Below are 23,090 nucleotides of genomic sequence, written 5' to 3' on the forward strand. Positions count from 1 at the left end.
AAGCCATATTTGATAACCAAGGCACTCATCGATAGTCTTTTCCCTGTCTAGCAACCATGGATATTTCCATATGGCATAAATCATAGCGATGGAAAAATTTTATTTTTTTATATCACTTATTCTACTTTTTCAGAAAAGATGCAACCCCTGCAATAGCTTGATCTGCTTTATTACCATTAGGTCCACCAGATTGAGCCATATGAGGGCGTCCTCCACCACCACCTCCTCCCAATACCTTCGCAGACAAACGAGCAAGGTCAACAGCATTAAAACGATCAAGTAAATCTTCCGTCACTACAATCAAAACAGAAGCCTTTTTCTCTTTAGAAATGCCAACAAGCATGATGATTCCAGACTGGATTTTCTTTTGCAGTGCATCCATTACACTTTTGAGCTCTTTAGAATCCACTTCAGAAATAATGTGGCTCATAAAATTAACATCTGCAATCTTATGACAAGATAAATCCTCAACATTTAATTGTAACTTGCGTTTAGCATGAATCAATTGCAACTTACGATATTCTTCCCATATTTCTTCTACACGTCCGACAACATTGCCCTGTGATACCTTAAGAAAAGATGCAAGTGATTTCAATTTTTCATCTTGTCCCATAAGATGAGAACGTGCCCTTTGTCCAGTGATAGCCTCAATACGACGGATACCAGCACGAATCGAACTTTCAGACACAATATACAAAAGCATAATTTCTCCCGTAGAAGAAACATGCGTTCCTCCACATAATGCAGAAGAATGCACTCCTCCATCTTCGTATTCTACAGAGACAACTCTGACTCTATCATTATATTTTGTCCCTAGTAAAGCAGCAGCACCAGATGCTATTGCATCTTCTCTATTCATGATTCTCGTAACAACGGGAAGGTTTTGTGCAATAATATCATTGACATTATCCTCAATAGATTTGAGTTCTGCACTAGTAATTGGTTTTGAATGTGTTACGTCAAAACGCAGTCCATCGGGAGTAATACATGATCCATTTTGAGAAACATGGGAACCAAGAATCGTGGATAACGCATGGTGCAATAAGTGCGTTGCCGAGTGGTTAATACTGAGTTGACGACGATTTTGGTAATCAATTGTAAGGACAAGCGACATCTCTGTTCGTAGTATACCTCGTTCAACAATCGCATGATGAACAAATATTCCTTCTGCTTTTTTTTGTACATCTGTGATTTGAAGACGAATTCCATCACCTATAGCACAACCTGTATCTCCTAATTGCCCGCCCGCTTCAGCATAAAAAGGTGTTTGATCAAAGACTACTTCGACTTTTTGTCCCGAAACTGCTTCCTCTACTATCTCACCTTGCTGTACAATCGCCTTAACTATAGATGAAACACCGTTAGTAAGATCTATAGGAGGTTTTTGACATAATACTTTTCTATCTTCCTTCATAAACTTAGACCCACGAAGCAGATCATATCCTATGAATTGAGTAGCACCATATTTTTCTTTGAGAGAAAACCAAATTTTTTCTGTTGTCCCTGATCCTAAACCCAAAGAATGCGCTCGTGCTCTTGATCTTTGTTCCTCTAAAGCCTGATTAAAAGAAATAATATCTATCCCTGCTAAACCTCGTGCACACAAAATGTCCTGCATAATATCTAAAGGAAGTCCATGGGTATCATATAATTTAAAAGCAACATCACCATTTAAAATCTCATCTTTCCCAAGATGAGACAACACTCCATCTAGTAGAACTAACCCTCGATCCAATGTCTTGCCAAATCGCTCATCCTCTGATCGGAGAGTTTCTTCAATTAGCAATTTTGCTTGAATTAATTCAGGATATGCACTTCCCATCTCCGTACAAAGAGCAGGCAAGAGATGCATCATAAGAGGCTCTGTATAACCTAGTAATCGGGCATAGCACATAGCACGACGCATAATACGCCGTAATACATATCCGCGCCCTTCATTTGCGGGCAATATACCATCTGCAATAAGGAACGAAGATGATCGAAGATGATCCACGATAACACGATGATTGACTATATTATTGCCCTCATATTTCATCCCCGTTACCTGTTCGGAAGCCTGAATAAGATGTTTGAAAAGATCTATATCGTAATTATTGGTCTTCTCCTGTAAAACCGTTGCCATCCGCTCCAATCCCATACCAGTATCTATGGACATTTTAGGTAAGATAAAACGTTCTTGCTTGTTTTGCTGTTCAAATTGCATGAAAACGAGATTCCATATCTCAATATAACGTTCTCCTTCCTCAGAAGATCCTGGTAATCCTCCTGGAATACACTCACCTTGATCGAAGAAAATTTCTGAACAGGGACCACAAGGACCTGTTTCTGCCATTGACCAAAAATTATCGTTAGTAGTGATACGGATAATTTTATCTGCGGATAAACCAGAAATCTTTTTCCACAGCTTAAAGGCCTCTTCATCTTCATCATAAACCGTTATATAAAGTCGACGCTGATCAAGATCAAATTCCTTTGTCAACAGATCCCAAGCAAGTTGAATAGCTCTTTCTTTAAAATAACCACCAAAAGAAAAGTTTCCTAACATTTCAAAAAAGGTATGGTGACGATTAGTACGACCAACATTGTCAAGATCATTATGTTTACCACCAGCACGGACACATTTTTGCACTGTCGTCACCGCTTGATATACAGGTTTCTCTTGTCCTGTAAAAATATTTTTAAATGGAACCATACCCGAATTTGTAAACATTAATGTCGGATCATTACACGGAATGAGTGAAGACGAAGGTAAAAGTTCATGTCCATTTTTTTGAAAAAATTCAAGAAATGTCGTCCGAATACTACTTACATTGCTCATAGTAATAGCCTTTAATTTCTATTGTGCAACAAACACGTAATACACAGGCTGCACTCAACTCATGATACATCAAACATCTATTTATTCAACATTATCAGTATCATCTTTATCTGCATCATCTTTCGTATTAATCGCAGGTTCCTGCAAAAGGCTATCTGCAACTAATCCGGCATTTTGACGTAATAAACTCTCTATATTTTCGGCAATCTCAATATTTTCCCGTAAGAATATTTTAGAATTTTCACGCCCTTGACCCAAACGTTGTCCTTTAAACGAAAACCAAGCTCCTGATTTATCAACGATAGATGCCTTGACACCTAGATCAATCAGCTCACCAAAAAAAGAAATACCCTCTCCATACATAATATCAAATTCTACTTGTTTGAATGGAGAAGCCATTTTATTTTTAACTACTTTTACCCGTGTTTGATTACCAGTAATCGAATCCTTGTCTTTAATAGAGCCGACACGACGAATATCCAAGCGAACAGAAGAATAAAATTTCAGCGCATTCCCACCAGTAGTAGTTTCAGGAGATCCAAACATAACTCCTATCTTCATTCTCATTTGATTAATGAAAACAAGAATACATTTCGAACGAGAAATTGATGATGTTAACTTACGAAGCGCTTGACTCATTAACCGAGCTTGCATCCCTGGCAAACTTTCACCCATATCCCCTTCAATCTCAGCACGCGGAGTCAAGGCAGCAACAGAATCTATAACAATAATATCTACTGCTCCCGATCGCACCAACATATCTGTTATTTCCAATGCTTGCTCACCTGTATCTGGTTGCGAAATAAGCAAATTCTTTAAATCAACACCCAGTTTTCTCGCATAAATAGAATCTAACGCATGTTCTGCATCTACAAAAGCACACGTCCCTCCTGTTTTTTGAGATTGTGCAATTGTATGAAGCGCTAAAGTTGTCTTTCCAGAACTTTCTGGTCCATAAATTTCAACGATGCGTCCTTTGGGGAAACCACCTATACCCAAGGCAATATCTAACCCTAAAGATCCACTAGAAACAACCTCTATCCCCTCAAAGATACTACCTTGAGAGCCAAGTTGCATTATGGCTCCTTTTCCATATACACGTTGTATTTGTGATAGTGCTGCTTCTAGCGCTTTACTCTTATCCACAATATTCATTTCCTTTCTATAATCCAAATCATCTAACTGTTATCCTTTTAGAAAGGAAATCATTCTAAGAAAAGATAGCGAAGTTATTTCTTATCCCGAAAGAGGGACAATAAATATCGAATAAAACAAGTGTTTCTCATATCATTTCTCACAGAAAAACCAATTGCTTTTAAAAGAGTGAACTTACGGACATCCATCCTTATCTTAAAAATAGTTTATATACTATTGCGACATACCAAGGATGTGATAATGAGCATAAAAACCCGATTTTTTTAGAAGTTCTTCGTGTACTCCCTTTTCCACGATCACTTGATCATGCAATACAAAAACCATATCCGCATCCTGAATAGCGGAGAGCCGATGAGATGCAAAAATTGTCGTACGCCCCCTTCTTTGTTCACGTAATACTTTCCATATTTTCTGTTCATTTTCAATATCTAATGCTGATCCCATCTCATCTAATAATAAAATGGGGGAATCTTTCAGAATAGCACGTGCGATAGCAATACGCTGGATTTGACCTGTCGATAAATGCACCGCACCATCCCCCAAAATTGTATCATATCCGTTCTCTAGACAACCGATAAATTCATGAGCCTGAGCAAGCATCGCTGCATTCTGTATCTCCTTACGGGTTGCATGAGGGCAACCTATCGCAATATTATCATACACGGACGCAGCAATCATTATAGGGTGTTGTGGAACCCACGCAATAAACCTACGAATTTCTTCCAATGATAGAAGCCGAAGATCTATCCCTTCTATTTCTACACTTCCTGAGCAAGGATCATAAAAACGGAGTATCAAAGAAAAAATACTAGTTTTCCCAGCACCAGAATCCCCTACCAATGCTATCGTTTCTCCTGGTTGTACTGTAAAATTAACATTTTTTAAAATAGATCTTTTTGATTTTCCAGGATAAACAAAAGAAACACTGCGAAAAGAAACACTCCCTAATACTGGAGAAGGAAATGTCCTAGATGAGATTGGAGACGAAATATCTAATTTGCATACTATTAACTCACGCAATCGCCGTAATGAAGCGATTGCTTGTGATATTCCACCAATAAATCCTAAACAAGACCTTATTGATGCAAAAAAAATAAAGGCATAAACGACGAATTCAGCTAATTTCCCTCTTGGCATCTCAGCGGTAGCAACATAATGAGCGCCTATTAAAAATACGATAAAAATACCACAAGATACGAAAAAAATAACAAAACATGCTATACATGTACGAATGAGTGCAGACCTTAAAAAACCTTTATATGTCTTTTGAGATTGTATGTCATAGAGTCGTATCGCCTCTTTCCCTGCATTAAAAGATTGCAATACCATCACAGACTTGATCATATCAGAAAAAATATTAAGTAACTTCTTTTCATCAGCATAGAGAGTATTGGTTTTTTTACGTGAAAATTTGATCATAACCATAAGGAATAATGTCACAATAGACACTACGATCAAAGAAAGCTTTATGCTAATGACAAACATCATACACATAGCACCAAAACCCATCAGCAAGCTGCGCAATACAATTGACATGCCGATTCCGATTATAGCTTTAATTCTCTCTGTATCCTTCACTAGAATAGAAAAAATTTCGCCATGACCCCGTGAATTAAAAAAAGAAGGAGATAATTTAATAATCTTTGCGATAACATCTCTTTGCATAAATAAAATCATGCGCTCACCAAGCATTGTAGCACAATAGTAACGTAAGGAACTTGCGACAGCCAAAAGCAACAACACGAACATGCCCCAAAGATATAGAGACACATCCCTTTTGTCCAAAAAAACCGAAGTCATTAACGGAGAAACACCCCTTTTGTCCAAAAGAACCGAAGTCATTACAGGAATTAATAGAGTAATGCCTGAATAAAGAAGGATTGCACATAACTCTCCTGTTAGAAACCACCAGCAATGTCTCAAATACAATATTTGAAACTTAAATAGCGAAATGTTCTCGTTGAGATTCTTATGTGTGATTTTATTTACCATATTATATCAAACAGACTACTACCGTTGGGTTTTACGTTGTGTTATATAACATGTCCATATCATATGTGTTGTGTTAAATAAAGAATATCAATATTATTTAAACTCTTACCATCTGTAATCTGTATTCAATTTCCAACCATTCATTCTAGGAGAAAAGCATGAAAAAAAATATTCATCCGGAAACTCACCTTATTACAGTAGTCATGACTGATGGAACGCAATATCAAACTCGCTCTACTTGGAAAGAAGAAGGAGCTGTTATGAAACTGGACATTGATCCTTTGTCACATTTTGCTTGGATTGGTGGAAGACAAAAGATTACTGATCGTGGAGGACAAGTATCAAGATTTAAAAAGCGTTTCGCTGGCTTATCAATTGAGTAAATAAAAATTTTTTATAAAGCATAGATTTATTAACTTCGGAATTGCATTATTGAATAACGTGCAATTCTTCCTTCTTCTCTGTCCAATTTCGAGGAATATGACAAACAATAAAGAAGGATTTCTGGCAAGTAATAATGGCAACGTTCTTCTAGGAACGTTTATTTACTTGATGTTCTTCAAAAAACCAATAACGAATCCACACAAATACGTGGGATCACCCTATCTCGTCAGAGAACGTGCTAACTTCAATTTGAAAAACCTCATAGGCTAGTCTAGTATAGCTATCTGTAGACAATAAGAACTAAAAGTGCATAGGTATGGCTATACTGTACATCACTTGGTTCTCGTGGCATGATATCCCATGCACTGTGCGTCTTGTAGCAATGCGGGATTACAGGAGCCAGTTCATCATAAAGCGGTGCATATAAAAACCATAGAGCACTCCTAACGCATAGCATGAGTTGCGAGTTTTTTTCTACATCGATTGTCATACTTTTCCCATATTTGAAATCGACAATGACTCTATTGATCAAAAAGCATAATGATAAAATCCGCTGTCCCTATTACATCTTTTTTCAATATAAACGCACCAATCGTCATTTTGATTTCAATAGGATCGCCTCCTCACAAGTTCAAAGCGAAGGACTGCTTCTACCCACTCAAAAAGATGTTAAAACATTTCTTGAGCTTTTTGAATCTATGACAACACCTGACGAGAAAGAAAAAAGGAGATGCCAAATACAGAGGATGAAAATTATGTATTGAGATATACACATCCAAAGTAATGAGATTGCTTTTATGTTATTTCGGTGAAGAATTTTACAATGGATCTCATAACACGTGAAGACCATAGTGGAAAAATATCAATATTATCTAAAATATTTCTGATATAAAAAATATCCCAGAAAACTTTTTCATCTTTTATACAACACAGATATAAATAATCGAAAAATAAGAGAGAATTCTTGTATTTTTATTATTTTTTGAATATACAAAGAGTTCCGTATGACAGATTCTCTTCTTATGAAGGATATTGAGAGTTATGCGCCCTTCGTCTATCGGTTAGGACGTCAGATTTTCATTCTGGAAAGAGGGGTTCGATTCCCCTAGGGCGTACCACATGATTATAATTTGATTACTATGATCATGAACGGCTCTTTCAAAGCTACTCTATTAATCATCGTCTACTGTGTATAAAAATGTGCCTAAGTAGAAGAGAGCAGTCTGAAGGGGGATGATTAGTACGATTTTTATATTTTCCTAATAAAGAAAACAATCCCCTCCTCTAAGAAAATAGAGAATGCTTAAGCATCTGTAAAAATAGTAACACAATCGACATAACAGGGAATCTAATCTCGGAATCGTTGCTATAATATAAAGGTTGCTATCGACCGCGAAATGTCAATCGCGTTAATATAACAACCGCCATCCTCATCTCTTAAAGCGATACCTCATTTTACTGAGGGGCAATCCCTGTAAACGGGCAATGTTAATCAACGTTTTTCAATTATAATAAAGATATACTGTGCAAATCACAATGACCATACTTTACCTTTTTGCACCCTATAGCCATCTATAAAACGAAAAAAATGCGTCTCAAACCACTCATAGTACTATTGATAATAAATTAATTAATATTGATTTAATTTAATACTACTGAAGACTTACAGAGACTGGCTATATAACACAGTAGCTTGGATAAAACTAACAAAAAGCGGATGCGGATCTAACGGTCTACTCTTTAATTCAGGATGATACTGTACTCCTATAAACCAAGGATGATTTATATATTCCACTACTTCGGGAAGAGCATGATCTACAGAAAATCCTGAAAATTTCAAACCACAACCCTCTAATTTTTCCCTATAACGCACATTGACTTCATAGCGGTGCCGATGACGTTCTGGAATTAAATCAAGACCATAGATTCTAGAAATTAAAGTTTCTTCTTTCAAAGAAACATCATAAGCCCCCAATCTCATTGTTGCCCCTAAATCATCCGAGGGCAAACGCTTTTCCTGCTGATCCCCTTTCATCCATTCACTCATAAGCGCAATAACTGGTACTCCTGCCTCAGAGAATTCAGTGGAACAAGCATTAGGTATTCCTGCAAGATTACGCGCAGCTTCTATAACAGCCATTTGCATACCAAAACAAATACCTAAAAAAGGTATTTTATTCTCACGAGCAAATTTTATAGCAGCAATTTTCCCCTCAGAACCACGTTTACCAAATCCTCCTGGAACAAGAATTCCATGAACGCCATAAAAGTGCTTTACAGGATCTTCTTTTTCTAATGTTTCCGCATCAATCCATGACAATTGTACCTTTGTATAATTGCTGACACCGCTGTGACGTAGCGCTTCTATTAAAGATCTATAAGCATCCTTAAGATGAATATATTTTCCAACGATAGCAACTTTCACCTCATTCTTCAGCGATAAAGTACGATCACAAAAAGTCTGCCAATTATCTATTTGAGGAAGTGAGACATTTTCAATGCCAAAAGCATTTAAAACGACACTATCTATTCCCTCACGGTGATATGAAAGTGGAACTTTATAAATATCATCAACATCAAGCGCTGGAATCACAGCCGACATCGGAACGTTACAAAATAAAGAAATCTTACGACGCTCCATCTCAGGAATATCCCGATCAGCACGTATTAATAAAATATCCGGATGTACACCAAGAGCTTGCAGTTCCTTAACAGAATGTTGCGTGGGCTTTGTTTTCAACTCCCCAGAAGACCTGATATATGGCATAAGAGTTAAATGAATATATAAAGCTTTACTACCACGATGTGAAAATTCATTCCCAAACTGCCGGATAGCTTCCACAAAAGGCATGACTTCAATATCACCAATAGTTCCACCAATCTCACAAATAACAAAATCAGCGTCTTCATTTCCTTGAGTGATAAACTCTTTTATTTCATTGGTAACATGAGGAATAACTTGTACAGTTGTACCGAGATAATCTCCTCGACGCTCTCTATCTATCACATTCTTATAAATACGTCCGGCAGTAATATTGTCTGCTTTAGCGGTAGAAATTCCCATAAAACGTTCGTAATGACCAAAATCTAAATCCGCTTCTCCACCATCATCTGTGACAAAAACCTCACCATGTTGTACTGGACTCATTGTTCCAGGATCAGAATTAAGATAAGGATCAAGCTTACGCACTCTCACTTTATATTTATGTGCCTGTAACAATGCACCTAGCGATGCTGCAGCCACTCCTTTCCCCAAAGAAGAAACTACTCCACCAGTGATAAAAATATACTTAACCACAAATACTCCTTAAAATATTCATCATCCCATCTTGCTAGGATAAAGAAAACGCATATTTCGCAAAATATATTAACACACGAAATCCGTCTACTTTGTACGAGAAGAAGAACGCTTCCCAGCAACAACAGAAGAAGAAGATTTCGCAGATACTGAATCTAATTTAGGTGAACTACCATCACCAAAATTATCATTACCCTGATCCTTTATAGAATCAACTAAAGACCGATGCATATTATCCTTGTACCTTGTAGAGGTATATCGTGAGATCATGCCCAAAGCGATCGAAGTTGCAAAGAAAAAAAATGCAAGAATTGCAGTAAAACGCCCTAGTGAATGTGCGGTACTGCGAACTGACGTAAAGTTAGAAGAAGAACCAAAAGCACTACTATCAGAAGATTGGATTAAAATTACACATACCAATCCAACAACCACAATCAAATGCACAACCATAAGAAATATCTGCATTAAAACGTTCCACTCATAAAGTTTCCCAATAAAGAGTATGTATACTATCTATAATGACGTATCTTCAAGACAAGAATCAACGTACACGCGCTCAACAATCTCAACAATTTTTAAAAATAATTCATGTTGAAGGCTCGCTCCACCGACTAATAACCCATCTATATTTTCAATCAACGAAAAATCTTCTGCATTCGCGACATCCACTGATCCACCATATAGAATACGCATCTTCTGCCCCTCTTCAGGAAAACGATCCAATAAAATACGACGCACAAAAGAGTGAATCTTTTCAAGATCAACAACAGCAGGGACACGACCCGTACCAATCGCCCATATAGGCTCATAGGCAATAACGGGAACCGAAGATTTAAACTCACTCGGCAAACTACAATCTAATTGTTTTTGCAATACTTCAAAGGTTCTACCAGAACGATATTCCTCATCGGTCTCCCCAATGCATACTATGGGATATAACCCTGCATTACAAGCAGATTTTACTTTAGATTGCACAACGTAGCTGTCCTCTCGATGACCAATACGTCGTTCGGAATGACCTAAAATTACGAAATTAGCCCCACAATCTGCCAACATATTTGCCGAAATATCACCTGTATAAGGTCCATATTCAGCTATATGACAATCCTGCGCCCCAATAATTACCGAAGATGTTTTACAAAGACGAGAAGATTCGTATATTAAGGTTGCCGGTGGACATATAGCAACATCAATACAACAACTATTCCTTCTTATACCTTCAACAATTTTCTGAATTCTTTCAAGAGATAAACGCAATCCATGCATTTTCCAGTTTCCAACTACAAGTGGACGAATGCCTACTTTCATTACTATACCCTTACAAATAAAATTATGAATTGGATATATTCATCATATCTCCACTCTTTTCACAATACCATATCTTTCAATATTCCACTCGATTCCTTTTATGATAACATCCACGGTAAAGCTATGTATTCTAGAATCAGTGACAATCTCATGAAGAGTCTAGAACCAATAGAATTTCTGAAATATAACATTTATTGATTTGTAGATATTCTCTGAACCTGATTCCAATACTTTTTGTAAAAGATAAACCACAATTAAGAAGGAGATGAGCGTCATATAATTAACATTTTCATTAAAATCTAAAATACCCGCGTTTTCTGAATTACTATTTCAACATTATATTCCAACAAATTATTTGCATTATTACAAAGAAAGATTAGAATGCGCCGTGTACGAATGACCTTTCACTAAGGAGCTCATTAAAGAGGATGATTCAGCATTTTTGGATAGCAGTTGATGTGTTTGTAATAGTAGCCACGATCATAACATGTTTTTTTATGAACAAACAATGTGCATGGTGGCTTAGAGTTTTTCTCCCTTTCCTACTCATTAGCATCATGATAGTTCATATCACTCATATTAGCGGACACGTGAACTTTTTGTTATTCCCCCCACTCTCTATGATATTCCTTAAGTGATTTTTCATTAGAATATTATACGTTGCCGAGTAATTGCGATTTGTTATCATATAATTTATTTAAGCCAAATTCAGAGTATCCAATGATGTCAAATACATATACTTAATTTACAGAGATAAATTAAAAAAACACCTCAACTCGTCTAAGGAGATCTCCGTAAAAATGCAAGCTCGGTGCTTTTTATCCTTATCGTTCCTTTTTCCCCTCGTTGCTGCCATAGCTGTGGTTTCTTGTAGTGCCTTGTCAGTCGTTGTTGATAGCAGTGAGTTATTGCCAGAACCAATGGATATAACAGGATATTGGGAAGATGATAATGGAATTTTATCGTATTTTCAAAAAGATGGAAAATTCAAAACCATCTCTACAGATGGATCCAGTAGCGTTTTAGCAACAGGCTCTTATCATGTTAAAATTAATCAAGACGTAGAAATTAAGCTCACCTCTTTAATTCGCAATACTTCAGGAAAGATTCAATGTCAGTTCTTAGATTCAAATAAACTCAACTGTCTTGCAAAAGATCAAAAACAGTTCTATTTGCGACGCACACATCTAACAGAATTGCCTTCCTCTAAACCACAGGACGATGTCGCTGAGATTCCTGAGGATCCTACCACCCCTTCTACGTCAATCATATTTTATAAATAGGTTAAGAGGGAGGATCTGATTGTATTCAATATTCCGTTGCTCTTTTTCAATAGATTCAAATATATCTGTTGCATACTGATACACCTATATATACATGGCAGAAATCTTGGGATAGGATACCGACTGTGTCTTTTGAAGATAGAACCTCATATCTAACGGTATACAATGAACATTTCCTCCTTTGCTCCACGGAATCACCCTAAAGTCAAATTTGGCAAAATTGGTGTTTTGTTAGTTAATCTCGGAACGCCAGACGGTCATGATTTCTTTTCCCTCCGTCGTTATTTAAGAGAATTTCTTCTGGATAAGCGCGTTGTAGAGTTGCCATCTTGGCAATGGCGACCAATTCTCTTTGGATACATCCTTAACTTTCGCCCTTCCAAGATAAAACATGCTTATGCTAAAATTTGGAATACTGCAAAAAATGAAAGTATACTCCGAACCCATACGCGTGATCAAGCCACTAATCTAGCCAAACGGTTAGAAAGCATCTCCTCCATAGTAGTTGATTGGGCTATGCGATACGGCAAGCCATCTGTTAAGGAAATCATCAATAATCTTAGAGAGGAAGGTTGCGATCGACTCCTTATATTTCCTTTGTATCCACAATATTCAGCGGCTACGACTGGGACTGCACAGGATAAAGTGTTCCAAGAATTAATTCACATGCGTTGGAGTCCAAGTTTAAGAACCGTTCCGCCCTACTATGAAGATTCAGACTATATTAGTGCACTAGCTCAATCGATACGTGAGCATTTTGAATCTATTCAATGGACTCCTGAAATGCTTCTAGTTTCATTCCATCAGATGCCTGTTTCTTATCTTTTGAAAGGAGATCCATATGGTTGTCACTGTCATAAAACCGCACGCCTTCTTAAGGAGTTCCTATCTTGGCCAGACGATCGTTTTAAAATATGTTTCCAGTCACGTTTTGGAAGAATTAAATGTCTTGAACCTCCTACAGACAAAACGGTTGAAAAATTAGCACATGATGGAATTAAAAGCCTAGCTATTATTACTCCTGGATTCTCTTCGGATTGTCTGGAAACAAGTTATGAAATTGCACATGAGGCAAAGGAAATTTTTGTCAACGGCGGTGGAGAAAAATTCACACAAGTTCCCTGTCTTAATAGTAGCAATTTAAGCATAGACCTTTTAGAAAAAATAACCCGCCGTGAATTAATGGGTTGGATTTGATAATCATGAAAATATCGAATTGTCCCGAGAAAATTCCCCTTTATTTTGGAGAATAAAGAACGAATTCCAATATATAAAGTTATCTATAAAGTATGCATAAATATTCTTTGATGCTTATGGTGATAAACGAGAATAATGAAAATAGGATCGTTGGCTACGTTTGGTCAGCTACATATCAAGAAATTCGTTCATTCATAGAAAAGGAACGAGAGAAACGTTCATAGGAGAGAAATCACGGTCGATGCTGGGGAAAAATCCCTACAAGATTCTTTAAATTACCCCAATAAGATGCCAAGTAGCGCTTTTTGTTTATATCATAATATGTCAATCCACTAGTGTAGTAATCGCTCATATTCTGCAACACAATCAACTGATTCTATAGAAAATTCCGTATACCGGACAGAACAGGCAAAAAAGCGTTCGACAGCATGTTCTAATGCCCCATCTTTAAGATTGCGCTCTTCCTCAAATTCTCCTATAAGGTGAAGATTTCTTAGGGGCTCTAAACACTTTGGCTTAACCCAAAACATGGTTCCATTAAAAAAATCTAAATGAAGTCTCTTAGTAGGGAAACCCGCTCTTTTAGCAAGATCTATAACGCGCCGATATACTTCACTTCTTTTTGCAAAAAAAGACCATCTTTTATAGCGCCTATATCTTCTAGAACCAATCATACCAAGGCAAGGATTCTGTTCAAATGTATTAATAATCCGAATAGCAATATCGGAAAATCCTAAAAGATCAAAAAACAACCAACGTCTCCAAATAATACCTTCAATAGGATGATAGCCTTCCCTCTGAGATTTTTTCCCGTGAATCTTACAAAGATAATCATAACGATCAAAAACTCCTAATTCCAATAAATACAAGAAAGGACGAACATCTCTCCCCTTGTTTTCCATGACATATAATTGTGCTGAAGGAAAATATTTTAAAACGTCTTGTTCAAAATCTTTGTTGGCTTCTACCACAGTAACGAACAGATCAAAATCGAAATTTAGTCTCAATAAAATATGAGAAATTTCAATCCACGTATCTTGATAATAGCAATGTACAACTATTGCTATTTTCGACTTTATTGTGAGCCCAGATTTTTTTGGGGAAGAGGGCCTATCATTCCATCCCTCAAATAACTCCTTCACATACAAGAATTTTTCGCTATCAAAGGGCATTCTACTATTAGACATAAAACGATTGAGTCGAAGAAAAGCCTTTTGCTCTTTTCTAGACCCATAGAAAAAGATACGACAACTAGGAAAAGATAACTTACTATATTTTGAAAAAGCCAAAAAAGACCTCAACCAAAAAATAAATGATTCAAATATTGACAATTCTTGAAAATGCACATCTTTACTTGTAATTCTTTGTTTGGGAGAGAAAGACCATAGCACGTAATATCCAGAAACATGCGCTGGTATATAAATAGCCTGCATATTACCTTTCTCTTCTACATCAAGGCGTAACAATAGATTCTCTATCTTTCCCAATTTACTTTTTAATCGGAATACCTTATACACCCTAGACCTCTTACCTTCTCCATAAAGCGCAGATTTGTACTTAATAAATCAACGAATTCCAATAAATTTATGAGTTTGTACGCTAAGACGCCATTTCGGATTTTGAAAACAATAAGAAATTGCCAAATTTGTATTCTCTTCTAAAAAAGGACCATCCATAGGCTGCAAAGAAAATCTCTCAAAATCAAATCCGATATAATTTTCTGGCGAAACATTAACTTGTGGGAATACTAGTTTTAATTCTTGCCCCCCCTTAATCTTGAGATCACAACCTGCCTTAGGACTAACACAAATCCAATCAATACCCTGAGGAGGTTCAATTGTGCCATTAGTCTCAACAGCAATCTCAAAACCACGTTTATTTAATGCCTGAATCAACGGAACATCCACTTGTAATAAAGGCTCACCACCTGTCAACACACAGTAACGTCCTTCTTTTTCTCCTGTAATCCACTGTTCTTCAATCAAATCAGCTAATTGGTCTACATTATAACGACCACCTTTAGTACCTTGAATTCCCACAAAATCAGTATCACAAAAACGACATTGTGCAGACAAGCGATCTTGTTCTCGTCCTGACCACAAATTACAACCAGAAAAGCGACAAAAAACAGCAACACGCCCTGCATGTCCACCTTCACCTTGAAGAGTGAGAAAAATTTCTTTAATAGAATACAATTTCATTATTCCACATCCTACAGCCAAATATGTGGCAAAATAAATGTTATTGGATTGATCCCATGAGATTACACACGCCAACAACCAACCATTGCCACTGCATTGTTCATGGTAGTGCTCTTATCTCAGATATTAAAAAAATTAGCTATCTATTTATTCTATTAAAAATATTTTACGACAACGAACGTATCAGTAAGAACAATCATCAGACTTAATTTATTTGTATAATCAAAAAAACAACTAACAATAACTACGCAATGGAATGCAATCAATCAACTAAAAAATTCTTAAAATATAAAGGTAAGTTCACTTACCTTTCAAACCCCAATCCTGTATAATTCTAATGAGGAAACCTCCATCACCAGCTAATAAAAACCGAATAAGCTACTAAAAGAGGGAACACCAGAAACCGCGGAAGACTTCTAAAAATAGCCTTTTCTTATCTCCCATCAGTGGGGTTACCCTACGCTAAACTCTCGTATAAAAACACTAATATTATAGTCGTTTTATTATGTTGATTAATACACATTGTCATTTTCTTTTGCCCGATTTTGATGAAGATCGTCATAATGTGATCATGCGAGCTCATCAAGCCAATGTCTTGAAGATGATTGCTATTGCAATCAAGGTTATAAGGACTTTGTTCCTTTAATTAAACTCTGTCAAGATTATACTTAAGCATTGCACATATCTCCCTTATGTGTTTTTTCTTAGATTATAAGATTTGCGCTCAATCTCCACTCCATCAAAGTCTTTATTTTTTAATAACTCTATAAGTTCACAAACGTGACTGATGTACGATTCATATCCTTTACCATGAGATTTAACTGGATTTTTTAATGGCTCAACATCAAATGTACTAAGACCCTTTTCAAGGGCTTTTATCAACTCAGGGAAAGCGTCTCTCACCTCTTCTTTTGATGGTCGGTACTTCCGATCATCCATCGTATTCTGCCGTACGATATTGCTTTGTGAAAGTCGCCTGTTTTATGTGTAATAAGTTTCATCGCTAGTTCTTTCGCCTTCGGGAATACCTAATGCTTCATAGATAAAATCTGGAACTGCAACAAGTAAATAGGAACACGAAAGCCTATAGACGCACTATCTGTGTGCCAATACCGATTGGGATGTTCTAAGCATGCAGCAAATTCTGATATTTGGTATAAAGATTCTTCTAAATCCTTTTCTTTAGCCTTACGGCTTATAACTTGTTTTCTCTCATACTTGATATCATTCATTGTCATTCCTTCTTCAATAGTTGGTATGGCTATAGACAGAAGGATGGCTAATATCGCTGTTACTACCAAACACGCCGACGTCAAAGACAGCACAAAAGATGCAGAGTGAAAAAGAAGATAAGACAGTCCCGAAAAAAATAATAAATACTGAAAAGATTTCTTATACCACTGCCAACGCCCACTAGATTTTTTAAAAGCTTTCCACATAATCTTAGGGGTTTCTGCCACAGTGTGTCGGAAATACGAATAAACAGGACTCACTATTACAGATAAAAAAGACAAGATCAGCCCGCCGTAATCCACCGTCGCTTTTAAAATATCATATCCCTTTAAATTCATCCGCTATATCCCCTTATACAAAACACTTAAAAGTTGTAGAAATTTGTACACGACACCCTATACCCCCAAAGGTCAAGACATCGCCCTTTTGGAATCGTCACTTCATCTCCGCAGAAAATTCAACCTATTTGTTCAATACTTTCTTAATTTCAAGAGTAATTTTGATCTTTAATGTTCTTGGCCTTTCTTCATAGTTACGACCGCCATAATTTGAACTTCTACTAATTTTCCAAATCCGATTTATCTTGAGTTACTCCATTATTATCACGAATAGCTTTGAGCCTTCTTCTCATGGGAATAAAAGATTGCAAATATTCCCTTGTTGCACATCTTCATAACTTTAAAGCAAGGGCAGCAAAAGTACTCAAAGAAATGTAAACCTATTTCTTAGGATATCCTAAGATAGCTTCTCAAAGCCTCTAAGAAACTTTTTGCACCTACTGGAAAGAACGGCATCTCAAAATTGATCTAAAAATAAGGATATAATTAAACAAATCAAAATCAAGATTCCTACGACACCAGCACTGTGAAAAAAAGAACAACACTGTTTAGAACAAGAAATATCCAAAGCAATGATACGCTTAATGGTGAGAAACAGCGCTATCAACAATCCAATCCAAGCAAAAAAGTTCACTGTTAACAGACAAAAAGCAACCATAAAGCATAGAACGAAAATCCCATATAAAATAAAAAGCCATAATTTAGTTTGATAAGAAAATAACCTTGCTGTGGAATTTACACCTATCAACTCATCATCCTTCTTATCTTGATGTGCATAAACCGTATCAAAATAAACAACCCAAAAAATGGTTCCTATACACAGAAAAAAAGCAGGCCAAGAGAAACTTGCATGTAAAGCACCCCATCCTACAAAAACTCCTCCCGCAAAACCGATACCTAAAACAACTTGCGGACAAAGAATAAAACGCTTAGAAAAAGGATACAGTAGAGAAATGAATAGTAAAGCAAATCCCACACAAATCACAAAGGGATTAAATTGAAGCAACAACACAAAAGAAATTAAAAATTGCAATACCGCAAAGACAAGAGCTTGAAAACGAGTACATTGCCCTGAGGGCAAAGGACGTGACCGCGTCCGCAACACTTGCGAATCAATATCATGATCAACGAGATCGTTCCACGTACAGGCAGCACCACGAGTAACAATAGCACCAACAATATAGATGAATAGATACCAAAAAATGGTTGACCAACCCAATACCCCCGCTCTCCTTAAAGGATAAGCAGCAAGCACAGTAGACCAAAGACAAGGCAAAACCGCCAGATGCCACCCCGTTGAAGAATGCCATCGCGCTAAATATACATAAGGAGCAATTGCCGACCCCATGATACAATCGCGAACCCACTTAAAGTTAAAGAATTGAGACATGGTCAAACCCTCTCCTTACCTTACCCGCGTAAACGTACATAGATGACACATCCCTGTCAAGAGAGGGAAAAGCTATTCATGACAAATCATAATCTGTCAATTATTGACCCATTTTATTGTAATACTATCATAATATGGGTTATGTGATTATTGAAAAATAACGAATTATACTTTAGAAGAGGATGTAGGTAGTGAGAGTCTTGTTAATTGGTTCTGGCGGGCGAGAACATGCCCTCGCATGGAAAATAGCACAATCACCTTTATTATCAGAGTTATGGTCTATTCCAGGAAATCCAGGAATTGCGCAACATGCTCAATGCGTTGCTATTGATATACAAAATCATTCTGCAATCATTCATTTTTGCCAAGAAAAGCACATTGATCTTGTAGTTGTCGGACCAGAATTACCGTTAGTAAATGGCATATCTGATGCATTAAATGCCGCTGGTTTTAAAGTTTTTGGACCTTCTCAAAGAGCTGCTAAACTTGAATCTTCCAAATCTTTTGCCAAGAAATTCTGCACAAAATATGGAATTCCTACTGCCACATACCAGCATTTCTCCGATCCAATGAAAGCAAAACAATACGTACAAAACAAAAGCATGCCTATTGTTGTGAAAGCTGATGGACTTTGTGCTGGAAAAGGAGTAGTCGTCGCTGCAACAGTCGATGAGGCTACTTCAGCCATTGATCGATGCTTTCAACAAATCAATTCAACTGTGATAATAGAAGAATATCTTGAAGGCTTTGAAGTAAGCTTCTTTGCACTCTGTGATGGCAAAACCGCTATTCCTTTCACAACAGCGAGAGATCATAAACGCATTCACGATGGTGATATTGGTCCTAATACCGGTGGAATGGGCGCTTGTTCTCCAGCTTTAGGAATGTCCCAAGAGTTATATTCTACTGTTATACAAAAGATTATCCTACCAACAATCGAAGGGATGCAAAAAGAACAAAACCCGTTTCAGGGCGTATTGTTCGCAGGACTTATGATTACTGAACAAGGACCGTACTTAATTGAATATAATGTGCGTTTTGGTGATCCCGAATGTCAAGCTATGATGATGCGCTTGGAAAGTGATATATTAGAGATTTTGAATTCTTGCGTTCATGGAAATTTACACAATACCCATATAAATTGGAAAGCAGAATATGCATTAACAGTTGTGGTGGCAACAAAGGGATATCCCGAAGAGTATCCTCACGGTACTATCATCAGCAAAATACCTCAAAATACGGGAACCACACAATTATTTCATGCAGGTACAGCCATAGTAAACAATAACCTTACAGCCAATGGCGGAAGAGTATTAAGCGCTACTGCACTAGGCAAAACAATAACCGAATCTCGCGAACTCGCCTACCATATGGTAGAAAATATTGACTGGAAACATGGCTACTGGCGCGAAGATATAGGTTTACAAAAAAAAGAGAGAAATGTAAAGTACAGAAATAAATCATAAAACAATTCGCAGATATAAATATTTAAAAAAATTAATTGATTATATAAGAAAATTTTTAGAAAAGCGTGTCCCTAAACAATAGGATCCAAATATGCGTCATTTGATTTTAATAATGCTTTTATCCATACTAACCACTAATATAGCTAGAGCTCAAGTTTATCATATCCATTCGCCTCGTATTGCAACAAAATCTTCAATACATATTAAGTGTCATAGTTGCACTCTAAATAAACATCATATCAATAAAACCCCTTCATCTTCTTCCGCCGTGTACACCAAAAAAGAAGAACTAATTGATGGGAAAAAAGCAATGATCACAACAGATAATTTTATGGGAGGTGAACCTATAACTTTTATCAAATATTTATTTGAAGAAGATAAAAAATAGTCTCGGTAGCCACTTTTTGAATTGACTACCCTTCAGTAAAAAATAATCAATGAAGAAAAGATTTTGGGATACTGCAGTGACACCTCTCTTTCATATCTTCAAACCTTTAGAGAGACATTATATATTTCAGGTAAATGGCGAGTGATGTTAATTTTTTGAAGGAGGGGACAGGTAATAATTTATCGGAAATAGGAAGACAAAAGCCGTAGAGACAGTATATGCTGGCAGTTCTAAATAAGAAGATGTTTACTTTTCATCTTTTCAAGGAGATAATTGATGTGTATTTGGGGAATGATGATAAGAATCATGCACTTGTTTTTAGATCAAATAGGTAATTTCTTAATGTTCTTTCCGATGTTGAGAAATCGCCATATGTCAATTAAAATATTAAAGAACACGCTGACCACTGCTTTTATATCAAGTTTTAAATCATTCATTTCACGTTTTTTGCATATGATAGCCAATAAAGATCGGTGATAACAAGCAGCCAAGAACCTTTTTTATGAAGAAATTGGTTAGTTGCAAATGTCTATATTGTGATGAAAAAATCAGTTTTTAACTACTCCTCTCCCTGAAAATTGACTTCACCAACATCCTTGTTTCAACATGGTCCAATTCTAATTCACCATCCTTGGGGAATGAAAGTCGCAGGTAGAAAACTTGTTAAAGAATCTAATCTTTGAAGGCTTTCTAAACTTTAGTTATCCGAATATTCAGCATAAAACTCTTGAGGCTATCATTACGGTATTGCTCAATTTTACAATCAAAATAACCATTTAAAATCTCATCTTCGCGAATACAGCACTTACATACTTGGCTTTGCAACATTCTTCTTAAATAGCACTAATCGTTCGGAATTTCTTGATACCAACGTGATTGACAAAATGGAACAAAACGGAATTTATAAGCTGGATTGCCGATTTAACAACGAAAATTAAAAAAACGCATTAGAAATATCCGCTTATATATATGCTGAGTGCATTAAACTTATCAAATCTTGATACTTAGATTTCATCAGCAATGTTGAGCATCCCTACCATAACAGAAACAATCCTCTGTAAACACCTATGAAAGGAAAAAACATACTCATTACATAAACAACAGCAAGACAAACACCTTAGGTTATCAACTATAATAACGAACTTTTCGTTAGAGATATCTATATCCATGTCCAGATGAATAATTTCAATTTAACCTATTTGGTGCAAACGAAGCGATTAGAAAAAATAATGAATGATTTTTTCTCTGGCGGATCCCGTATCACAAACAATCAATTTTTAACTGATTAATAACATTTAACTCTTGACTAAAATCAACTAATAGTAGAATGTTATGTCACCTGCAGCTTTTTTTATTAAATGGTAAGAGGATTTATTCGATGTATACCAAAAGTTTGTTAATGGTAGCTTATTTGTTATCTTCGGTTGCAATATCGGGTGGGCTATGCTTTAACCGCCCAAAAGGCCCGTCTAAAGAAGAACAAGCACGAATAGAACAAATACGAGCAGAAGCAAGAGAAAGGCGCTACCAATAAATAGGCGAACAAATAGCAAAACAAAGTAAGAGAGATCTGGAGGAAAGCAAACGAAGTGGACGGGTGTCTCTAGTAAGATATGGTAGTTTATCCGATCATGGTAAAGTAGCAGGAGAAGAAGCACCAAGAAAAAAATCGGAACAGCCAAAAAGAGAACCGCAACCACAACAAGAGAACCGTAAGTTTATCAGAAGAAGTGAGATATCTACAAGGACCCATTCTTTATCAGATCATTAACACGCTTACGACACTGATAGTGAGTAGTGGTGATTACTTTCCCCTGCCTCTTTTGCACTTGCTTTTGCCGAATGCAGTGTTAGTATATTGTTTAATAAAAACAGCTATTTTAAAATACCTGTGAATAGGACATTCGGTACGTTCTCTTACCACAACCAATGCCGTTTTTAGAAAAAGTTCACCTTCGATCTGAGAAAAAATCACATGACATCTTTATCTGTGGGAGACAAAGCCCCTCATTTTGTATTACCTAGCAATGACGAACAAGAAATCAGCTTGCTTGCACTCGGTGGTTCGAAAATAGTTCTCTATTTTTACCCAAAGGATGATACCAGTGGATGTACTGCTGAGGCTATAAATTTTAGTAGCTTAAAAGCTGATTTTGATGAAGAGTCAACTATCCTTATCGGCATCTCTCCAGATTCTATCGCAAGTCATAAAAAATTTCACCAAAAGCATAATCTCTCTATTACACTGCTTGCCGATGAGTCCAAAGAAGTGCTGAAATCTTACGATGTTTGGAAAGAAAAAAGTATGTTCGGCAAAAAATATATGGGAGTAGTAAGGACAACTTTTCTTATTGATGAGAAGGGAATCATTGCTCAAATATGGAAGCCTGTAACCCTTAAAAATCATGCGCAAAGTGTGTTAAAGATGGTAAAATCCTTAAAACAATAAGTATCTCAGAGTTGTGAAATTTCTTCTTTTAGAAGATTTTTTTTATGCTGTTCTTATCGATGATGTTTGGCATTAATTTGATTAGAATAATACGCAAAAAATATACATCATACATTAATTAATATTATAGTAATCTTTACCGATTACCATTAAGAACGTGGCGAGTCCTTGTACTGCTCTTCACCATCCG

21 protein-coding genes and 1 tRNA gene are annotated in these 23,090 nt (G+C 36.5%); 10 read left to right on the forward strand and 12 right to left on the reverse strand.

All coding sequences use genetic code 11. The annotated features are described in order from the left end of the window. Window positions 1-121: 121 nt before the first annotated feature. The 3 genes from alaS to CD16_RS00335 form a co-directional block, all read right to left on the reverse strand. Window positions 122-2,818 (reverse strand): alanine--tRNA ligase, encoded by a 2,697-nt coding sequence (gene alaS, locus CD16_RS00325; protein ID WP_012778411.1) that lies wholly within the window; start codon window positions 2,816-2,818, stop codon window positions 122-124. Between the two features lie 81 nt (window positions 2,819-2,899). Beyond that, complete coding sequence (gene recA / locus CD16_RS00330; protein WP_031935118.1) at window positions 2,900-3,973, reverse strand: recombinase RecA; 1,074 nt, start codon at window positions 3,971-3,973, stop codon at window positions 2,900-2,902. Between the two features lie 213 nt (window positions 3,974-4,186). After that, window positions 4,187-5,902, reverse strand: coding sequence for an ABC transporter ATP-binding protein (locus CD16_RS00335; RefSeq protein ID WP_236301213.1), 1,716 nt, complete (start codon window positions 5,900-5,902; stop codon window positions 4,187-4,189). Window positions 5,903-6,123: 221 nt separating this feature from the next. Between CD16_RS00335 and rpmE the strand changes: the two genes are divergently transcribed. Further along, window positions 6,124-6,348, forward strand: a complete 225-nt coding sequence (gene rpmE, locus CD16_RS00340; protein ID WP_012778414.1) for a 50S ribosomal protein L31 — start codon at window positions 6,124-6,126, stop codon at window positions 6,346-6,348. 281 nt (window positions 6,349-6,629) lie between these two features. On the opposite strand, the gene CD16_RS00345 is transcribed toward rpmE, so the two are convergent. Then, entirely contained in the window at window positions 6,630-6,839 is a 210-nt protein-coding gene (locus CD16_RS00345; protein ID WP_031935119.1) for a hypothetical protein, read from the reverse strand. Window positions 6,840-7,392: 553 nt separating this feature from the next. Between CD16_RS00345 and CD16_RS00350 the strand changes: the two genes are divergently transcribed. Beyond that, window positions 7,393-7,467: transfer RNA gene (locus tag CD16_RS00350), tRNA-Glu, on the forward strand. 545 nt (window positions 7,468-8,012) lie between these two features. Here CD16_RS00350 and CD16_RS00355 read toward each other — a convergent pair. The 3 genes from CD16_RS00355 to tpiA form a co-directional block, all read right to left on the reverse strand. Further along, window positions 8,013-9,647 carry a CTP synthase gene (locus tag CD16_RS00355; protein ID WP_012778415.1) on the reverse strand — a complete coding sequence of 545 codons (1,635 nt, stop codon included), beginning with the start codon at window positions 9,645-9,647 and terminating at the stop codon, window positions 8,013-8,015. A gap of 87 nt (window positions 9,648-9,734) precedes the next feature. Next, the gene (secG, locus tag CD16_RS00360; RefSeq protein WP_012778416.1) at window positions 9,735-10,112 is read right to left on the reverse strand and encodes a preprotein translocase subunit SecG; all 378 of its coding nucleotides are present in this window, start codon (window positions 10,110-10,112) and stop codon (window positions 9,735-9,737) included. 48 nt (window positions 10,113-10,160) lie between these two features. Continuing rightward, window positions 10,161-10,955 (reverse strand): triose-phosphate isomerase, encoded by a 795-nt coding sequence (gene tpiA, locus CD16_RS00365; RefSeq protein WP_012778417.1) that lies wholly within the window; start codon window positions 10,953-10,955, stop codon window positions 10,161-10,163. Window positions 10,956-11,755: 800 nt separating this feature from the next. On the opposite strand from tpiA, the gene CD16_RS00370 reads away from it, so the two are divergent. Further along, a complete protein-coding gene (locus CD16_RS00370) occupies window positions 11,756-12,238 on the forward strand; it encodes an Omp10 family outer membrane lipoprotein (RefSeq protein WP_012778419.1) in 483 nt (160 codons plus the stop codon). Window positions 12,239-12,403: 165 nt separating this feature from the next. Beyond that, window positions 12,404-13,435: a ferrochelatase gene (hemH, locus tag CD16_RS00375; protein ID WP_012778420.1), complete on the forward strand. Its 1,032-nt coding sequence runs from the start codon at window positions 12,404-12,406 to the stop codon at window positions 13,433-13,435. 332 nt (window positions 13,436-13,767) lie between these two features. Here hemH and CD16_RS00380 read toward each other — a convergent pair whose 3' ends face one another. After that, window positions 13,768-14,952 carry a rhamnan synthesis F family protein gene (locus tag CD16_RS00380; RefSeq protein WP_012778421.1) on the reverse strand — a complete coding sequence of 395 codons (1,185 nt, stop codon included), beginning with the start codon at window positions 14,950-14,952 and terminating at the stop codon, window positions 13,768-13,770. 48 nt (window positions 14,953-15,000) lie between these two features. Beyond that, the gene (queE, locus tag CD16_RS00385; RefSeq protein WP_012778422.1) at window positions 15,001-15,636 is read right to left on the reverse strand and encodes a 7-carboxy-7-deazaguanine synthase; all 636 of its coding nucleotides are present in this window, start codon (window positions 15,634-15,636) and stop codon (window positions 15,001-15,003) included. 505 nt (window positions 15,637-16,141) lie between these two features. Between queE and CD16_RS00390 the strand changes: the two genes are divergently transcribed. Further along, window positions 16,142-16,282, forward strand: a complete 141-nt coding sequence (locus CD16_RS00390; RefSeq protein WP_236301214.1) for a hypothetical protein — start codon at window positions 16,142-16,144, stop codon at window positions 16,280-16,282. 44 nt (window positions 16,283-16,326) lie between these two features. Here the strand turns inward: CD16_RS00390 and CD16_RS00395 are convergent, their stop codons facing one another. The 3 genes from CD16_RS00395 to ubiA all read right to left on the reverse strand — a co-directional run bounded on the left by CD16_RS00395 (window position 16,327) and on the right by ubiA (window position 18,597). Next, complete coding sequence (locus CD16_RS00395; RefSeq protein ID WP_012778423.1) at window positions 16,327-16,575, reverse strand: hypothetical protein; 249 nt, start codon at window positions 16,573-16,575, stop codon at window positions 16,327-16,329. An 89-nt stretch (window positions 16,576-16,664) separates the two neighbouring features. Then, entirely contained in the window at window positions 16,665-17,207 is a 543-nt protein-coding gene (locus CD16_RS00400; RefSeq protein WP_012778424.1) for a hypothetical protein, read from the reverse strand. 457 nt (window positions 17,208-17,664) lie between these two features. Beyond that, a complete protein-coding gene (gene ubiA, locus CD16_RS00405) occupies window positions 17,665-18,597 on the reverse strand; it encodes a 4-hydroxybenzoate octaprenyltransferase (protein WP_012778425.1) in 933 nt (310 codons plus the stop codon). A 191-nt stretch (window positions 18,598-18,788) separates the two neighbouring features. Here ubiA and purD point away from each other — a divergent pair, with 191 nt between their 5' ends. From purD to bcp, 5 genes are all read left to right on the forward strand, one after another. Beyond that, on the forward strand, window positions 18,789-20,063 hold the full coding sequence (purD, locus tag CD16_RS00410; protein WP_012778426.1) for a phosphoribosylamine--glycine ligase: 1,275 nt from the start codon (window positions 18,789-18,791) through the stop codon (window positions 20,061-20,063). A gap of 91 nt (window positions 20,064-20,154) precedes the next feature. Then, window positions 20,155-20,451, forward strand: a complete 297-nt coding sequence (locus CD16_RS00415) for an HPE1 family effector (RefSeq protein ID WP_012778427.1) — start codon at window positions 20,155-20,157, stop codon at window positions 20,449-20,451. A 1,378-nt stretch (window positions 20,452-21,829) separates the two neighbouring features. After that, window positions 21,830-21,985: a CLas virulence factor CLIBASIA_00470 gene (locus CD16_RS05690; RefSeq protein WP_012778429.1), complete on the forward strand. Its 156-nt coding sequence runs from the start codon at window positions 21,830-21,832 to the stop codon at window positions 21,983-21,985. A 63-nt stretch (window positions 21,986-22,048) separates the two neighbouring features. After that, on the forward strand, window positions 22,049-22,222 hold the full coding sequence (locus CD16_RS05695; RefSeq protein WP_012778430.1) for a hypothetical protein: 174 nt from the start codon (window positions 22,049-22,051) through the stop codon (window positions 22,220-22,222). A 204-nt stretch (window positions 22,223-22,426) separates the two neighbouring features. Then, entirely contained in the window at window positions 22,427-22,900 is a 474-nt protein-coding gene (bcp, locus tag CD16_RS00425; protein ID WP_012778432.1) for a thioredoxin-dependent thiol peroxidase, read from the forward strand. Window positions 22,901-23,090 lie beyond the last annotated feature (190 nt).

Source organism: Candidatus Liberibacter asiaticus (assembly GCF_000590865.3).
Lineage (GTDB): Bacteria > Pseudomonadota > Alphaproteobacteria > Rhizobiales > Rhizobiaceae > Liberibacter > Liberibacter asiaticus.

What these genes read in the sequence shown, in the direction of transcription:
- secG (WP_012778416.1), bottom strand. Translation starts at nt 10,112, where the DNA reads ATGCAGATATTTCTTATGGTTGTGCATTTGATTGTGGTTGTTGGATTG.
- CD16_RS00370 (WP_012778419.1), top strand. Translation starts at nt 11,756, where the DNA reads ATGCAAGCTCGGTGCTTTTTATCCTTATCGTTCCTTTTTCCCCTCGTT.
- bcp (WP_012778432.1), top strand. Translation starts at nt 22,427, where the DNA reads ATGACATCTTTATCTGTGGGAGACAAAGCCCCTCATTTTGTATTACCT.
- CD16_RS00390 (WP_236301214.1), top strand. Translation starts at nt 16,142, where the DNA reads ATGTTGATTAATACACATTGTCATTTTCTTTTGCCCGATTTTGATGAA.
- CD16_RS05690 (WP_012778429.1), top strand. Translation starts at nt 21,830, where the DNA reads ATGTATACCAAAAGTTTGTTAATGGTAGCTTATTTGTTATCTTCGGTT.
- CD16_RS00415 (WP_012778427.1), top strand. Translation starts at nt 20,155, where the DNA reads ATGCGTCATTTGATTTTAATAATGCTTTTATCCATACTAACCACTAAT.
- ubiA (WP_012778425.1), bottom strand. Translation starts at nt 18,597, where the DNA reads ATGTCTCAATTCTTTAACTTTAAGTGGGTTCGCGATTGTATCATGGGG.
- CD16_RS00400 (WP_012778424.1), bottom strand. Translation starts at nt 17,207, where the DNA reads ATGAATTTAAAGGGATATGATATTTTAAAAGCGACGGTGGATTACGGC.
- alaS (WP_012778411.1), bottom strand. Translation starts at nt 2,818, where the DNA reads ATGAGCAATGTAAGTAGTATTCGGACGACATTTCTTGAATTTTTTCAA.
- CD16_RS00395 (WP_012778423.1), bottom strand. Translation starts at nt 16,575, where the DNA reads ATGGATGATCGGAAGTACCGACCATCAAAAGAAGAGGTGAGAGACGCT.
- recA (WP_031935118.1), bottom strand. Translation starts at nt 3,973, where the DNA reads ATGAATATTGTGGATAAGAGTAAAGCGCTAGAAGCAGCACTATCACAA.
- rpmE (WP_012778414.1), top strand. Translation starts at nt 6,124, where the DNA reads ATGAAAAAAAATATTCATCCGGAAACTCACCTTATTACAGTAGTCATG.
- CD16_RS00345 (WP_031935119.1), bottom strand. Translation starts at nt 6,839, where the DNA reads ATGACAATCGATGTAGAAAAAAACTCGCAACTCATGCTATGCGTTAGG.
- hemH (WP_012778420.1), top strand. Translation starts at nt 12,404, where the DNA reads ATGAACATTTCCTCCTTTGCTCCACGGAATCACCCTAAAGTCAAATTT.
- tpiA (WP_012778417.1), bottom strand. Translation starts at nt 10,955, where the DNA reads ATGAAAGTAGGCATTCGTCCACTTGTAGTTGGAAACTGGAAAATGCAT.
- queE (WP_012778422.1), bottom strand. Translation starts at nt 15,636, where the DNA reads ATGAAATTGTATTCTATTAAAGAAATTTTTCTCACTCTTCAAGGTGAA.